Below are 14,953 nucleotides of genomic sequence, written 5' to 3' on the forward strand. Positions count from 1 at the left end.
CTCAGCAAAAGCGAAGCAAGGAGGCTCGGTTATGGTGGGAGAGTGGCATTCATGGCGGGCTATTATATCAAGTTGGTATTAGTGAATACGGTGGCCTTGATGGCCCTGGTGGCCGTTACGACTGCTCTCTCCCATACCCTGAATGTCCACGTGACCGGCTTGCCGCGGGTCAATGCGCCAGGGCTCAACCTCACTTTCCCCCTGCCTTCTGCCCCCGATCTCTACAGCCATCTGCTCGACAGCATTCGAAAACCGTGACCCGCCGCCTGTACCAGGGGTAACCGGCTTCGCGGACTCTGACGACAGCAATGGATGACTCCCCGCTTCGGCGTTCGATTTCAAATTTTCCCGTTTGTTGATTCTCTTCCTCGGTTGATCCGATAAGCGCGCGGCAACGGGCTCCGTTTCGGCAGCCGTTGGCCCTAAAACTGCTATTACCAAATGTTAATGCGTGGGCTGGCGTCATTTCTCGTTGTCGAGTTTCCCGGTTGTTTTTTAAGGGAAAGTCTTGCTGTCGAGCCAGCTTGCCTGAGGTGTCTGCGGTATCCGAAGGCAGTGATAGTTCTCCGACTGTGTGCATTTGTGGTGAATTGTAAGATGCCATGGCGTCGGCGATTTTTTGACCTAGTTTGAGATTGTAGCGCGTCAAAAAGACGACCGATGAGAAAGGGGGATTTACCCATGCAACCCAAGAACCTGCTCCTGATTTTGGTATCCGCATCCTTGACTGCGTGTGGCGGTGGCGGAGGCTCATCGAGCAAGGCCAGCACCGTGGCTGACGCATCCGAGGAAGCCTCGGTATCCCAGGTTCAGCGATCGTCAGGTTCCCCGGTGGTGGATTGCGCGATGACCGATTACCAGCGTGAGATGCTGGCCCAGCTGAACAAGGTGAGGGCGGTTGCCCGTAATTGCGGAGCTCAGCGCTTCGAAGCCACGTCACCGCTGACCTTTAGTTGCAGCATTCAGCCCGCCGCGCAGCGTCACAGCATTGACATGGCGACCAACAATTTTTTCAGCCACACCGGTTCCGACGGCCTGCGGGTCTCCCACCGAGTCACGGCCACGGGTTACGAGTGGGGCGTGGTGGGCGAAAACATTGCCGCTGGGTTCGATAGTGTCGGGGAGGTCATGGACGGATGGCTGGCGAGCGAAGGTCACTGCCGGAATATCATGGACTCCCGCTTCACGAACTTCGCGGTCAGTCGGGTGTTCACCTCCACGGCTGATTATCCTGACTACTGGACCCAGGTGTTTGCAGCGCCGCGATGATCCCATTGCCAGCGCGGCGATGCAGGCACTGGGCGTGCCGGTTAGGACGCCTCAGTCAGCTTGAACCCGGCACGGGGAAAGTGCAGATGAACCACGCCGACTCGGGGGTGTTCATGTCCCAGAATCAGACCTTGTTCCCGCTCCTGATGCAAGGTGCCTGTCACGGGGTCGCGGCCGTAGTCTGTCGGTTCAATCGATACCGTTCGAGCACCTTGAGTTTGACCATCTGGGGTGGGCTCGGCCAAGGGCCGGGGGGTTGATCGGCAGGCGAGGTCCAGTGCTTCATCTCGAGGAAGCTGCCGAACATTGCCATGACCGAAAGCGCGCATCTTTTCCATCCAGGCTTGCACGGCGGGGAAAGGCTCAAGCACCGGTTTGTTCGCCACATCCACGACAAACCACAGGCTGTGGTAGGCCGAGAAGTCAGCGGCACAGGGGGTGTCACCGAACAGGAAGTCCTGTCCCAGCATGGCCTCCATCCGCTCAAGGTGGGCCTGTAGTCGATGCTTGGCCTGCCTGATAGAGAGTGCTTTCACTTTAGCCTTGCGGCCCAGCTCTACACGATCCTTGAGGAATCTCATGGCATCCAGCAAGGAGGTATTGCGGATCAGTTTGACAAGCATGCCTCTGCCGCTGGCCGAGATGATGCAGGCCAGGAAAACCTCCAGATCCACCTCCTCGATAAACCGTTGTACCTGTTCCGGCTGTTGGTCTGGATCCAGCTCCGGTTTGTTGGCCAGCCGGGCGATCTCGGCGGCGATGGACCGGGTATCACAAAATACGTCCGCACCCAACTGGGCGACGGGAATCTTGCGGTAGCCTCCGGCCAGGGCCGCCAGCTCCGGCCTGGGCGGCATCTCCTTAACGATAACCGATTGCCAGGTCAAGCCGGCGTAGCCCAGCATGGTGCGGATTTTCTCAGAGAACGGTGAAAGCGAATAATGGTAGAGGATCAGGTCAGACACGGCGTAGGCTCAATTGGGTTGATGGATCAGTAAGGCTAGTGGTTGCGGGTTTCGCATCCATTGGCCAGATTGCGGTTAGAGGGCGTCGCGGGAAATACGGATCACCTGATCGGCGGGGTTCGCTGACGGTGCGGACCAGGTCTTGGTAGCATTTGACGCGATGCCGGCGGCGGCCGATCATGCAGAATACCGGGCCAGACGCGCCCAAACCACTCGGCAGGAACGACCTGGCAATGACCGCGAGACGTAACAATCTGGTGTTGATCGGCATGCCGGGCAGCGGCAAGAGCACGGTGGGGGTGTTGCTGGCCAAGGCTCTGGCGTTCGGGTTTGTCGATACCGACCTGTTGATTCAGTCCGACCAAGGGCGAACCTTACAGGACATTGTCGACCAGGACGGCTATCTCGCGTTGAGACCGATTGAAGAACAGATTCTGTGCCGACTCACCGGGCAGCGTCAGGTGATTTCGACCGGGGGCAGTGCGGTGTACAGCGATGCCGCCATGACCCATCTCCGGTCGTTGGGTGTGGTGGTCTTTCTCGACATCCGTCTGACTACCGTGCGCAAGCGCCTCGGGGACTACAGCTTGCGCGGTATCTCAAAACGACCGGATCAGACTCTGGAGGCGCTGTTTCGCGAGCGCCACCGGCTGTATAGCCGCGCCGCCGAAATCGTGGTGTCCGGAGACGGCCGTAACCAGGACGAGGTCTGCCAGGCCGTGCTGGCAGCACTGCCCGCAACGTTCAATCAGGGAGCCCGGGAATGAGGAAGTATTGGCACGTCGTTGTTCTGGTTTGGCTGACGGTGGCGCTCTATGGTTGCCAGGCCGGCCCCGCGGAGCCCCAGCGGATCGGTGCGATGGTGCTGGAGATTGAACAGGCGCTGTCCCACCCTGAAGACCCGCAGGCCTTGGCGACCATCGTGCGCCACGGTACCGATTCCCGCTATTACGTGATGATCCGCGGCTGGTTGCGGCAGGAGCTTGCCGGGGTGGAGAGCCAGCTGGCGTCCCTCCGCGATGTCGAGCGGCGGAGGCACTTGGCGATGCGAGCCGACTTTCTGCGCCTCGCCATACGCCGAATCGACCTGGAGTGAGGTTTATAGGCTGCTCGATGCTCAAAAGAGGGCAGGCTATGAAGAATCGTTCCTAGCATGCGCTGTCCCGTCGTGGACTACCATTAGATACTGACCCTGTTGCCAGCAATGTCTGTGCATTGACCGAGTTAACTGAGGGCTGTGCTGATGGCTGCTCCCCTAACTGGCCCCGGCTCCGATTCGACCGGGCGAATCCCGACCCAACCCTCGGGCCAACCGCTGAGTTCAACCCGCCAAGATCAACCCCCAAAGCCAGGGGAACAGCGAGCGCCGACATCGCCGGGACCCCAGATACGCACTGCCCAGGATGCCATCAACCTCCTCCGTACCCGCCTGGATCAGCGCTTGCAGCAAAGTCTCGCCGCTCAGCCTGGGTCGGGGAACGAGCCCCTTGCCGAACAGTTCGAACCGCCCAGCGCCGCCGACGTGGCTGCCCGGGTACTTGGCTTTATTCAGGGGCGACTGCAGCTAGAGGCCGACGCCGGCGCGGATCAGTCCCGGCTGGCGGACCTGCTGGCTCAGGCCCGGGCCGGCGTGGAACAGGGGTTTCGGGAGGCCCGGGAACAGATTGAAGCGTTGGGTATGATGAACGACACCCTGTCCGCGGACATTGACGACGGCTTTAACCGAATTCAGGAGGGCCTGGCGAGCCTGGAGGATCGCTTCCTCGGGAACGAGCCCGCCGAGCGTGGGGCGATGGTGCGCGGTTCCCTGGCCGAGGTTGATAGCCTGTCGCGGGACGCTCTGGCCTTCGAGGTCCGGACCCGGGAGGGGGATGTGGTTCAGGTACGGATGGACGAGCGTCGCTACCTGGGCGTGCGTGCCGGTGACGGTGATAACGAAGGCGGCGTCAGCAGTGCCGAACTGTTCGCGGGACGGTATCGGTTTACCGTTGAGGGCGAGCTGAATGAGGCCGAGCGTGGGGCTTTGACCCGACTGTTTGAGCAAGCACAGGGCGTCGCCGGCCGATTCTTCGACGGCGATGTCCAGGGTGCTTTCGAGGCCGCCCAATCCCTGGGTCTGGAGGGCGAGGAACTGGCCAGCTTCAGCCTAAACCTGACCAGCACTCGTACCATCCGCGCCGCCGCCTATGAGTCGTTGTCGGAACAGCCTTCCTCCTCGACCAGCCCGCTGCGGCCATTGGGCGGGTTGGCCCAGGCAATTCAGCAGCTGGGTCGGCAGGCCCAGGCCAATGGCCTCGAGGCCGGGGCGCTGGAAGGGTTGATGTCACGGATACTTGAGGACTTCCAAGCTGCCTTGGCGCCAGCGGAGCAAGCCGAGGAACTGGACCCGATGGACGATTTTTTCCGTCGCATCCTGGCACGGCTCCAGCCGGAGGTCGCGGACCAGCCAACCTGATTGCATGCTGATGGCGTTGGCTTTTTTTGGGGGGAGTGCGCTGGGTTTGTCGATTGTTTCCTGCGCCATACGACCAGTAGGGAAGCCGTATCCAACCCAATTCTCAAAGGAGCATGAACATGAACTACATCGATGGATTCGTGGCAGCGGTACCGACCGCAAACAAAGACGCTTATATCAAGCACGCCACCGAGGCGGCGAAGGTGTTCAAGGAACATGGGGCCTTGCAGGTGGTCGAGACCTGGGGGGACGACGTGCCCAACGGCAAGGTGACCTCTTTCCCCATGGCGGTAAAGTGTCAGGACAATGAAACCGTCTGTTTTTCCTGGATTGTCTGGCCTTCCCGGGATGTTCGCAATCAGGCGATGGATAAGGTGATGTCCGACCCCCGCATGCAGCCGGACACCAATCCCATGCCCTTTGATGGCAAACGGCTGATTTACGGAGGATTCGAGGTTATTCTGGAGTAATCGCCCGGCGTGAAAAGACGGCCACAATGCCTCGCATGTGGCCGTACTCAAGCCCTGGGGCAGGGGCTAGAAGTGAACCACGTTGGGATGGACCAGCCGTTCGTAGTCCCGATAGCTCATCTTCATGACTTCATCATGGCTACCGGCGTTGAACGTGATGCTCTCATCGACACGTAAATGTTCACTCACGAAGACTTCCATATCGTATAGATTGCCGAACGGAGGCATGGCTCCGATGTCGCAATCCGGGAATGCCGCTTTCATTTCTTCTTCGCTGGCCAAGGACACTTCGGTGGAACCCAGTGCTTTGCGGAGTTCCGCCAGATGGACCTGGTCGGTGGCTGGCAGTACCGCCATCCCGACGCGGCCGTCGGCTTTAAAAATCACCGTCTTGGCAAATTCCCGACCGGGCACATGGGCGGCCTGGGCGGTGCGCATGGCATCCGGCGTGGAAGGGTGCATTTCCGTATGATATTTGACGAGGTTCTGCTCCAGGAAATTTCGCAGTCTCTCACTGATCATGATCCGTCCCTCCTATCGTTGGAGTCACAACTACTGTGTGGAGCTACAACGACCAATCCTTGGAAATCCCCGAACGAAAACCAAACCCGTCCGGGGGCTCCACTTTCATTATAGCTGGCCGCTGAATACACGAAACAGTCGAAATCTTCGCCGGATAGCCTTTTCGCCCTATCGTCCTATCGCTACGCGCCGATCGCACCGGCGGATGGCTCATCCGCTACCGGGGTAGACCTTGGCGGTGCCGGGTTTGCGGTACTGCTGGAACACCGCCACTTCCCAGGGCCGGATGGCCAGCATCATGCTCACACCGAAGCGTTGGTGCAGCGGCAGCCCCAGATCGTCCTGGTGGCAATGGCGAAAATCCAGCGCTAGTCGGCGCAGCTTCTGCTGCATGATGTCGTTGGATCGGGGCGACAGCATGCCATTGAGGAACAGGCGCAGCTCTCCAGGTCGGTTGAATCGGCACTGAAAAAAATCCGCCTGCACCTGGGATTCAAAAAACTGTTGAATGGGGCCGTTCTTTTGCCACTGGAAGTCATGAGAAATCAATGCCTTGATGCGATTGTCCGGTAGCAGCTCGATCAGGCCCATGCGGTCCAGACTGGCCAGTCGGCTGATGACTTGGTGTTCACTGAGTTGGTAGTTGTCGAGAATCTGCTGGAAACGCCACCGATTCAGGGCACAGATGGCCACCAGCAACAGGGCACTGTCCGACACCAGCTCCTGCTCCTGACTCACGGTGAGACGGTCGATACGGACCTCCGGTTCCAGCCTCCGGATCAGGTCGCTGATCTCAAGCCCCATCAAGTTACAGACCTGGTCGAGCCGCTTCAGGGAAAACTGCCGCTCGGCGAATAGCCGCTTGACGCTGGCCTCCGACAGGGTGAGTTCCTCGGCCACCTGCTGGTAGGTCAGGCCGTGTTCTTTCAGTGCCCGCTTAAGGGCATCCACGATGGCGCTGGTTTGGGCCACGGACGGCTTCCTGAGTTGGGGGGCTTGCAGGTCAGCATAGGCCGGAAAGTCGCAAAATGTAATACCTCGCGTGTCCTGAGGTGCAACTTCTTGGGTTTGTCTGGAGGCGTGTCCTGGTTGGCGACATAGTGTGCCCAGACGTGATGCCGAGGGTCTGGTCCTCGCTTCAAAGCGTCATCTCAAACCCCGCCCATGCTCTGTGCAGGAGAAAACCGTGGATAACGAAATAAGCAGTAATTCAGCGAGTTGGCTGTTCTATGTGAAGGTGTCCTTTGCCGTGGCCTTGCTGGCTACCGGAGTGGGTATCGTGTTCGCTCCCACCGATTTGCTGGTGAAAGGGTACATGGCCATTTGCGCACTGTTTCTGGTGAGCACGACCATCACCCTGTCCAAGACCCTGCGGGACGAACACGAGAGTCGGCGGATCCACAATCGACTCTCCGAGGCCCGCGCCCAACAACTGCTGAAAGAATATACGGAGTAAACGCCATGATGATCTGGAGAAAAGTCGGCACGTTGTTTCGGGCCTCGGCCTGCGAGCCTGCCGAGAAGCTGGTAGACGCCAATGCCCTGCGCATCATGGCTCAGGAAATCCGGGAGACGGAGCAGGCGATGGTGCTGGCCAAGCGGGATCTGGCAGCACTGATGGCGGAAGTCAAACAGTTGGCCCGCAGTAACGCCGAACTGGAAGCGGCCATCGGCCAGCGGGAAGCCCAGGCGCAGGCGGCGCTCTCAAAAAACGAGGAAGGGCTGGCGCTGGAGCTGGCCGCGCGGATTGCCGCCGACGAGAATCTGCTGCGGGAACAGCGCCAACACGCGGAACAACTGGCGACACAGGAGTCCTCGTTGCGACAGCAGCTGCGGGACGCCGCGCGAAACCTGCAGCATTTCAAGCGCGAGATGAGTCTGGCAAGGGCCAACCGAAACGCGGAACAGGTGATGCGCCACCTGGGACGGCAGACGGTCGGGTTGAACGCCCATATGGGCGACCTGGCGGAATCCCTGGAACGGATCAAACACCGTCAGACCCGCTTCCGCGACATGGACGAAGCGTTGAAGGAGCTGGATCAGGATGCCTCGGATGGCGATCTGGAAGGTCGCCTGCGACGGGCCGGCATCCAGACGGACAAACAGGATGCCGAAGCCGTGCTGGCCCGCCTGCGGAAGGGGCGGAATCCGGGGGCTGAGGAACGCTGAGGCGTCATTCCGACACGGTGACGCTGATCTTGTCGGACATCACCGGCGGGGTATGGGGGGCATGCATGTGGTCCCCCAGCAGCAGTTGCAGGGTGTGTTCCCCCGGCGGCAGGTCGAGAGTTACTTCGGTCTGGCCGCCGCCGAAGTGTCGGTGGTGTTCGTCCGAGGGAATGGCCTGGCCGCTGGGCGGGAGCGTCTCCACATCCACCAGCAGGTGGTGGTGCCCGGTATGTTCTCGCTCCACCCCCGCCGGTGCCACGCCCATGCCCGATAGGCCGAAGGTGACGACAAACGGCGAGGAGACAGTTGCGCCGTCCTTGGGGGAGATGATGCGTGCCTCGGCACCGTCGGGTGCCGGCGCGGCCTGGGTTGTCAGGGGCACCGCCAACAGTGCGGTTGCCATCATTGCGGCGAGTGAACGAACCATGGCCGGGATCCTTGTGCGAGCAGTGTGGGGTTGGCATTCATCCAAAATACCTTAAGCATAGGTAAGTATGCAGGATTGGCAAACTCGACTAGGTTTGTCAGTAGGTTTGTCACCAGGGTGCAAAGACCATGAAACTGCAAGGCTCCTGCCATTGCGGCGCGGTTCGGTTTACGGTGGACTGCCCGCATCCTTACCCGTTTAATCTGTGTTACTGCTCGATCTGCCGCAAGACCGCCGGGGGCGGCGGTTTTGCCATTAACCTTGGCGGACGGTTCGATTCATTGACGGTGGAGGGGCGGGATCACCTGTCGGTATACCAGGCGAAGCTGACCGAAGAAGCTAGCGGCAAGGTGAGCCGGAGTCCGGCGAAACGGCATTTCTGTCGCCACTGTGGCAGCGCACTGTGGCTGTGGGACCCTCGCTGGCCCGAGCTGGTTCACCCCCACGCTTCGGCCATCGACACGGAGTTGCCGATCCCGCCACAGCACAGCCACCTGATGGTGGGCTCCAAGGCCAACTGGGTCGCGGTCCACGCCCAACCGGGGGACAAGGTATTCGGCGAGTACCCCGACGAATCGTTGGCGCAGTGGCATCAGCGGCTGGCGCTGGAAGATCCTCCCGAGGATTCAGAGGCTCCTTGACCCAAAGCCGTCACCCGAATTTTTTCTCGTGGGCCTGCAGCGTCTTTTCCACCTTCTGCAGGGCGGTCAAAATTCTATTCGCGATCGAAGCCGATGGATTGTCGCGGCCCAGCACAGTGGCGGAATGGGCCGCGCAGAGGTTTTCGGCGTCGCTCCAGCGCGCCGCCAGTGCCTGCGCCCAGTTCCGGAAATCCGCTGCCGCCCCTGGTCGTCGTTCCAGGGTTTTGGCCAGGGTCGGGTGGAAGGTGACTTGCGGCTTCTTGAGCTTGCCCAGCGGGCCCGGCAGCTGCAGGAACATCAGTGTGTCATCCGAATGGATCGTTCTGGAGGCCCGGTGATAGGCCAGCACGGATGAAAAGTGTAGGTGTTCGTTGGCTGAGATGAAATCGACACCGGCTGGAATGGCGAATTCCAGATCCTCTGCAAACAGTGCCGCGCAAGCCTCCGATTCGGTTAACTCTGATTCCCAGGGCAGATTGGGGAATTTGTCCCGATGCCGCTGGGTGCCGTATAGCCGTGCCTGCGGGTATTGCCGGTGAACAGCCTCCACATGCAGCGTGTGGAACGGATGCAGATTGATGATAGCTTCCAGTTCTGTGCCGCTATGGGTGAGGGCATCAACCTTCACTTTGGTCTCGCCTCGCAGGGTATAGGCATCCAGCAGCACAAATTTACCGTTGCCACGCTTGACCAGTGAGGCATGGGTGCCAATATTCAGGACACCGCCGATCTTTAGATCGCCTCGGATGTTCCAGAAAGAATTGGAGATTTGCTGAACCGGGTTGCTCATGGAGGCTGCCTTGGTTGCGAGGTTGTCTATGGGGGCTGATATCGATTCTGTGCTGAAGGTGGTGTGCCCGGCGATTCAGCCGGCCTCGAAGAATGGGGCGCCGTACCGCACAGCGATTGGACGCGCGGTTTGAACCGCTTTGCTGCCGGGTTCGGTGACCGCCTGGACGGTCACCTGTAACGGGGTAGGCAGTGTCCCAGAGATAATCTGAGACGCCCTTAGCCCCGGCTGGTGATTTCCAGCAGGTGGTAACCGAATTGGGTTTTCACCGGGCCCAGCACTTTGTGCAGCTCGCCACTGAACACGACCTTGTCGAATTCCGGTACCATCTGGCCCGGGCCGAAAGATCCCAGATCGCCGCCGTTGCGACCGGACGGACAACTGGAATGCTGTCGGGCAACTTCAGCAAAGTCCTGACCGCCTTCGATCGCCTTCTTGAGTTCTTCGCATTTTGCTTCGCTGTCTACCAGAATGTGGCGTGCGGTTGCCTGAGTCATAATAAATACCTTGCAGTTAATCGGGTGATTGCCGAGGGTTGTAACGTCGGCGTGGATCTGAGCCGCCCAGACGTTCCCTGGCTATGCTGCCGCCCCGGTTGGCTGGTGGCAAGCACTTTATGGCTGGTTGTAAATGGCATTCTGATCGGAAGCCTCATGGCAAACTGGATGAGTCGATTTTTTTCCGTACCGCTGCTGATCGTACTGTTGCTGCAGGGCGGCTGTGCCTCATGGCAGCAACGTAGCCAGCAGGCCCGCTTTAACGAGGCCTATTTTGTCGGCGATTACGAGGCGGCAGCCAGTGCTATGGCCGCCGCCGATGCCGATGGCCGGCCCCAGGTCCTGCAGCTGCTGCATCAGGGCGAAGCCTTCCGGCTGGCCGGCGATTTTCAGCAGGCGATCAACCTGTTCGACCGGGCCGAAGCCGGCATGAAACACCTGGACACCCAAGGCGTGATCTCGGGTGTGGGGCGGGACCTGGTGTCGCTGCTGGTGAATGAGTCGTCGCGGGATTACCGCGCGCTGATGTCAGAGGCGATCCTGGTCAATACCTACAAGGCGCTGGCGTTTCTGGCCCAGGCAAACTCCGACTTCGCCAGGGTGGAGTTTAATCGGGCCGATGATCGCACCCGCAGGGCTGTGGATTTCTTTGCCGACGACATCCGCGAGCAGCGTGAAGCCCTCGGCAAGCAGGGCGGCGGTGCGGCCAACGCCGCGCGTTCATTGAGCAATGACGAGACCCGGTCAGCGGTTGTCCGTCATTATGGTGATCCGGCGCAATGGCGGGTGTATCCGGAATACATGGTGCCGGTCAGCACTTACCTGCACGGGCTGTATTTCCTGGCCAACGGCGGCGGCCCCTCGGAACTGGAGCGGGCGGTGACGTCGCTGCAGCGGGTGTCGCAGATGGTTCCGGACAATGCGGTGCTGCACAGGGACGCCGAGCTGGCCGAAGCCCTGGCGGCAGGACGCCCGCGTCAGGAGCTGGAACCCCTGGTCTGGGTGCTGTACGAGAATGGGTTGGGGCCAGTGCTGGAGGAAGTGCGGTTCGAAATTCCGCTGTTCGTTTCCGGCGATCACGGCTCTCAGCTGATCATAACCGCCATCGCTTTGCCACGTTACCGGGATCGGGCGGCACTGCCGGGGGAACTGGTGATTGAGGGCTCGCCTGATGCTGCCGTGGAGACCGAGGCGCTGGCGAGTATGGGGCAGGTGATACGGACCGAAGTGCAGGCCCGATTTCCGGGTATCCTGATGCGGGCGTTGGCCTCGGCAGTGATCAAGGGGGTGATGCAGCGGGAAGCGGCTGAGTCCTTGGGCGCGCTCGGCCAGTTCGGCGCCATACTCTATACTGTGTCCACGACTCAGGCCGATCTGCGCAGCTGGCAAAGCCTGCCGGATCACTGGTCGGTGGCTCGGGTGGCGCGACCGGAAGCGGGTACTCTGTCGCTCCGGGACAGCCAGTCCGGGCAGCTTGGCGAGTTTCCACTACCGAATTGGCCATTCACCCTGGTCTATGTGAAACGGCCAACCGCCGCGACGCGGGCAACCGTCACGATGCTGGATCTACAGGGGCGTCATCAGGCACTGAGCTACCCCATGGCGAGAGGCGAAGGTAGGCTGAACACCGCCGCAGTGGCGGACGCGCCCTCTGGTTTGGATTACTCTGATTTGGATTAACCGAAATGGAGAATGGAATGCCGAGAAAAATCACCCAACTGTGTGTGGTCCTGCTGGCGCTGCTGTTGTCGGCCTGCGCGCCGTTACAGCCCGGACGCGAATACGTCGAGCGTGACGATCTCAAGGTCGACCCCGAGGTGCGCCATTCCCTGATCGTAACCGAACTGCTGCAAAGCCGGCGGGATCAGCCTGGTGGCGGCAGCCTGTTGCAAATCCAGTTCTCGGTGGAAGCCTATGAGGATACGGATATGGAATGGGCTGTCCAATGGTTTGACGAAGCCGGAATGGTGGTCCCCGGCGTGGGCGTGGGCTACCGCGATGTCCGTATTCTGCGTAACCAGACCCGTTTCTTCATGGCGACAGCTCCCCATGAACGCGTGGTCAGCTTTCAATTACACCTGCGCGAAGACCGCTGAGGAACACTGATGATAAAACCATTGGCTGTGGCCACCTTGAGTACCCTGTTGCTGGCGGCCTGCGCCGCACCCACTCGCTATATTGATCCGGCCGCCGACGACGGCCCGGTGACCATGACCATGGATTACCGGGATTTTGAACGGGCCGCCGATGCCGCCATCCAGGATTTGCTGGCCAGTGGCGCGGTGGACCGCCCCGGCGGCGAGCGTTATGTAATGGCGGTCAGCCGTATCGTCAACGACACCATGCAGCGCATCGATACTGACCAGCTGGTGAAGAAGATCCGGGTGGCGCTGTTGCGTTCGGGCAAGGTCATCACCACCACCGCGGTGGGCCTGGACGGCGCGGAAGACGAAATGAACCTGGCGGCGCGAGAGCTGCGGGAGTCGGCCGAGTTTGACCAGTCCACCGTGCAGCAGAAAGGCACTCTGCAGGCGCCGGACCTGAGCCTGTCCGGCAAGATTATCCAGCGCAACCACAAGGTGGATGACGAGCAGCAGGTGGAATACTACTTCCAGCTCAGCCTCACCGATCTGCGCCGGGGCCTGGCGATCTGGGAAAATGAAACCCCCATCATCAAACGCGGTTCGGACGACGCCGTCGCCTGGTAATGGGGAACCGGCCACGGCCATTGGCGGCGGGATCAGGAAACCTCTTCCTTTCGGGGTACGATCAGCCGTTCGGTATGCCGTTGTAGCTCCCGGTAAACCTGGTCGCGCTTTTTCTCATAACGGTGGGAAAAGTGGAAGGCCACCAGCTGCTTGACCCGGGCCCGATTGGCGACCCGGGCGCAGGCGTCGGTGGTCAGGTGATGGGTGCGGGTGGCCTGGTCGCGATCGGCACACAGGAACGACGATTCGCAGAACAGGGTGTGGGCATCCTGGGCCAGCCGGCTGAGCTTGTCCACATTGGCCTCGGTATCACCGAAATCGGTGGCATAAGCCAGCTTTTCCCCCGGTTCGGTCAGCAGCAGCGCCTGGGACAGTTCGTCCACCGTGGGTCGACGGCCATCGGCCAGGGGGATGCGCTGTTGCCAGTGACTGGCCAGGTAAGCGCGTTTCAGGTCCTGGAGCCAGGGCCCCGGGCTCAGTCCCAGGGCGTCGAGCCGGTCTTTGCGGACATTGATCTGGCAGCGGGGTTCGTAGGCATAGGCCAGTACCGGAATGCCGTGGTCGAGTTCGGTGGCCCACACCAAAAAACCGGGTTCCCGCAGCACCACGCCGTCCTCTACCGGCACGCTGGCAAGCGTCTCGATATCCCGGTTTCCGGCGGTCAGCCGCCAGCGCCGCAGATGATCCCGATGCCATTCGTGAACCTCAAAGCACGGTCCCCGGTCTTCCACCCGGTCCCACAGGATGCCATTCATCATGCCCTCGACCTGTTTGAGCAACCCGGCCGGGCCGAACACCCGACAGGGCGGGAAATGGCCGATGCGGCAGCGCACCAGCCAGATGAATCCGCCGATGTGATCGGCGTGGGCATGGCTCAGGAACAGGTCCGAGACCTGATGGGCGGCCCGCAGCGGCATCCGCCCGGTATCGCCGATATCAAACAACAGGCTGCGGGCGTGGTGCAGCATACGCACCTGCAACAACGGGTCACCCATAACGCCGTTGACCAGGGTTGCCATCACATTGCCGACTCGCACGGCGATTTGCGGTTCTCGCGCCACACTGGTCAGTGCGCCCAGTTCCACCCGGACTTCCGCCGCACCACTGCTCTCTGGCATCGCGGCGTCACGGGTGGGCCGAGCCCGGGCTGTGCTGCGTAACTGACCACCCCGGCTGACGGCGTCCCTGATCAACAGCTGGTCCGGCCGATGCGGCGGCCGGGCGAGCCGGAGTCGAACACCGTTAGGGGTGGCGGACACCACCTCGCCGAGGCACTGAAGCCGACCCTGTTTAAGTAAGGCAACCTGCCTTCCCCTCCAGGCGTCGCCCGAAATCAGCGGCGGCGGGGTGCCCGTTAGCTGCAGGGTGGCGGGCGACAGCTCCACGGTGGTCGAATTGGCCAGGTACTCGCTCCAGATCTGGCTGCGCCGTTGCAGGCGCTGGGAACGGGGCAGGGCATGGGCCTCGGGTGCAGGTGCCAGACGAGCGATCTTTACCGCCAGACCCTGAAGCGCCGATGCCACCGGCACCGGGGTGCGATCTGGCACCAGCGCCAGTATCAGGTCGACCCCGGCGAGGCTGGTTAAGGCCGGAATCAGTTCGGCGGCACCGGTGCCGCGGGTCAGGCCCGGGGTATCGATAAACAGCGTGGCGGACGCGTCGGGCAAGGCTTTCAGCAGCTCCTGGCTGGCCATCAGCAGGGGTAACCGGAACCGGCCGGCATCCAGGCTGCACAGCGGGTGGCTGGCAACCAGGTGCCAGCTCTGGCCATCGAACCGGCCGAGGGCGAGGGTACCGGGAACACCAAACCCCGGTAGTCCGGGGTCGCAGTTCAGGCACAGACTGGTCCGTCCGCGTCGATTCAACTCCGTCATCAACGCGGTGATCAGGCGGGTCTTGCCCGATCCGGAATCTCCCAGCAGCAGAATCCGCCGGTCATCGGGACAGTACCGGTCGACCAGCTCCGCCGGCGTGGCTGGCCTGGACGCGCCCATTCCGGGAACCTCCTAAAACCAAAGACCCTATCACTATGCGCCTGAT

At 61.2% G+C, this 14,953-nt stretch carries 19 protein-coding genes; 12 read left to right on the forward strand and 7 right to left on the reverse strand.

Going from position 1 to position 14,953, the window contains the following annotated elements; all coding sequences use genetic code 11:
- Positions 1-51 precede the first annotated feature (51 nt).
- Positions 52-258 carry a hypothetical protein gene (locus tag N6L25_RS03150; RefSeq protein ID WP_271977761.1) on the forward strand — a complete coding sequence of 69 codons (207 nt, stop codon included), beginning with the start codon at positions 52-54 and terminating at the stop codon, positions 256-258.
- A 513-nt stretch (positions 259-771) separates the two neighbouring features.
- Positions 772-1,269, forward strand: coding sequence for a CAP domain-containing protein (locus N6L25_RS03155; RefSeq protein WP_271977764.1), 498 nt, complete (start codon positions 772-774; stop codon positions 1,267-1,269).
- A gap of 41 nt (positions 1,270-1,310) precedes the next feature.
- Here the strand turns inward: N6L25_RS03155 and N6L25_RS03160 are convergent, their stop codons facing one another.
- Positions 1,311-2,234 (reverse strand): glutathione S-transferase family protein, encoded by a 924-nt coding sequence (locus tag N6L25_RS03160; protein WP_271977766.1) that lies wholly within the window; start codon positions 2,232-2,234, stop codon positions 1,311-1,313.
- Between the two features lie 233 nt (positions 2,235-2,467).
- On the opposite strand from N6L25_RS03160, the gene N6L25_RS03165 reads away from it, so the two are divergent.
- The 4 genes from N6L25_RS03165 (at position 2,468) to N6L25_RS03180 (ending at position 5,159) form a co-directional block, all read left to right on the forward strand.
- Entirely contained in the window at positions 2,468-3,001 is a 534-nt protein-coding gene (locus tag N6L25_RS03165; RefSeq protein WP_271977768.1) for a shikimate kinase, read from the forward strand.
- Positions 2,998-3,330, forward strand: a complete 333-nt coding sequence (locus N6L25_RS03170) for a hypothetical protein (RefSeq protein ID WP_271977770.1) — start codon at positions 2,998-3,000, stop codon at positions 3,328-3,330. The genes N6L25_RS03165 and N6L25_RS03170 overlap by 4 nt, the downstream gene beginning before the upstream one ends.
- 147 nt (positions 3,331-3,477) lie before the next feature.
- Complete coding sequence (locus N6L25_RS03175; protein ID WP_271977772.1) at positions 3,478-4,689, forward strand: DUF5610 domain-containing protein; 1,212 nt, start codon at positions 3,478-3,480, stop codon at positions 4,687-4,689.
- 119 nt (positions 4,690-4,808) lie between these two features.
- Positions 4,809-5,159 carry a DUF1428 domain-containing protein gene (locus tag N6L25_RS03180; RefSeq protein WP_271977774.1) on the forward strand — a complete coding sequence of 117 codons (351 nt, stop codon included), beginning with the start codon at positions 4,809-4,811 and terminating at the stop codon, positions 5,157-5,159.
- A 66-nt stretch (positions 5,160-5,225) separates the two neighbouring features.
- Here the strand turns inward: N6L25_RS03180 and N6L25_RS03185 are convergent, their stop codons facing one another.
- Together N6L25_RS03185 and N6L25_RS03190 are read right to left on the reverse strand one after the other, a co-directional pair.
- Positions 5,226-5,681 (reverse strand): aminoacyl-tRNA deacylase, encoded by a 456-nt coding sequence (locus N6L25_RS03185; RefSeq protein ID WP_271977776.1) that lies wholly within the window; start codon positions 5,679-5,681, stop codon positions 5,226-5,228.
- 210 nt (positions 5,682-5,891) lie between these two features.
- A complete protein-coding gene (locus N6L25_RS03190) occupies positions 5,892-6,653 on the reverse strand; it encodes a helix-turn-helix domain-containing protein (protein WP_271977779.1) in 762 nt (253 codons plus the stop codon).
- A 214-nt stretch (positions 6,654-6,867) separates the two neighbouring features.
- Between N6L25_RS03190 and N6L25_RS03195 the strand changes: the two genes are divergently transcribed.
- Together N6L25_RS03195 and N6L25_RS03200 are read left to right on the forward strand one after the other, a co-directional pair.
- A complete protein-coding gene (locus N6L25_RS03195; RefSeq protein ID WP_271977782.1) occupies positions 6,868-7,137 on the forward strand; it encodes a YiaA/YiaB family inner membrane protein in 270 nt (89 codons plus the stop codon).
- Positions 7,138-7,142: 5 nt separating this feature from the next.
- Entirely contained in the window at positions 7,143-7,850 is a 708-nt protein-coding gene (locus N6L25_RS03200; RefSeq protein ID WP_271977784.1) for a PspA/IM30 family protein, read from the forward strand.
- 4 nt (positions 7,851-7,854) lie between these two features.
- On the opposite strand, the gene N6L25_RS03205 is transcribed toward N6L25_RS03200, so the two are convergent.
- Positions 7,855-8,277, reverse strand: coding sequence for a DUF4399 domain-containing protein (locus tag N6L25_RS03205; RefSeq protein ID WP_271977786.1), 423 nt, complete (start codon positions 8,275-8,277; stop codon positions 7,855-7,857).
- Positions 8,278-8,405: 128 nt separating this feature from the next.
- On the opposite strand from N6L25_RS03205, the gene N6L25_RS03210 reads away from it, so the two are divergent.
- Entirely contained in the window at positions 8,406-8,918 is a 513-nt protein-coding gene (locus N6L25_RS03210) for a GFA family protein (RefSeq protein WP_271977788.1), read from the forward strand.
- 10 nt (positions 8,919-8,928) lie between these two features.
- Here the strand turns inward: N6L25_RS03210 and N6L25_RS03215 are convergent, their stop codons facing one another.
- Together N6L25_RS03215 and N6L25_RS03220 are read right to left on the reverse strand one after the other, a co-directional pair.
- Entirely contained in the window at positions 8,929-9,708 is a 780-nt protein-coding gene (locus N6L25_RS03215; protein ID WP_271977791.1) for a hypothetical protein, read from the reverse strand.
- Positions 9,709-9,926: 218 nt separating this feature from the next.
- Entirely contained in the window at positions 9,927-10,205 is a 279-nt protein-coding gene (locus N6L25_RS03220; protein WP_271977793.1) for a peptidylprolyl isomerase, read from the reverse strand.
- Between the two features lie 156 nt (positions 10,206-10,361).
- On the opposite strand from N6L25_RS03220, the gene N6L25_RS03225 reads away from it, so the two are divergent.
- From N6L25_RS03225 to lpoB, 3 genes are read left to right on the forward strand one after another with little or no spacing between them, the layout of a single operon-like run.
- A complete protein-coding gene (locus N6L25_RS03225; RefSeq protein ID WP_271977795.1) occupies positions 10,362-11,885 on the forward strand; it encodes a COG3014 family protein in 1,524 nt (507 codons plus the stop codon).
- Positions 11,886-11,902: 17 nt separating this feature from the next.
- Positions 11,903-12,301 carry a hypothetical protein gene (locus N6L25_RS03230; RefSeq protein WP_271977797.1) on the forward strand — a complete coding sequence of 133 codons (399 nt, stop codon included), beginning with the start codon at positions 11,903-11,905 and terminating at the stop codon, positions 12,299-12,301.
- A 9-nt stretch (positions 12,302-12,310) separates the two neighbouring features.
- On the forward strand, positions 12,311-12,913 hold the full coding sequence (gene lpoB / locus N6L25_RS03235; RefSeq protein WP_271977799.1) for a penicillin-binding protein activator LpoB: 603 nt from the start codon (positions 12,311-12,313) through the stop codon (positions 12,911-12,913).
- A gap of 32 nt (positions 12,914-12,945) precedes the next feature.
- Here lpoB and N6L25_RS03240 read toward each other — a convergent pair whose 3' ends face one another.
- Positions 12,946-14,907: an MBL fold metallo-hydrolase gene (locus tag N6L25_RS03240; protein ID WP_271977801.1), complete on the reverse strand. Its 1,962-nt coding sequence runs from the start codon at positions 14,905-14,907 to the stop codon at positions 12,946-12,948.
- Between the last annotated feature and the right edge of the window lie 46 nt (positions 14,908-14,953).

Source organism: Marinobacter sp. SS21 (genome assembly GCF_028369065.1).
Lineage (GTDB): Bacteria > Pseudomonadota > Gammaproteobacteria > Pseudomonadales > Oleiphilaceae > Marinobacter.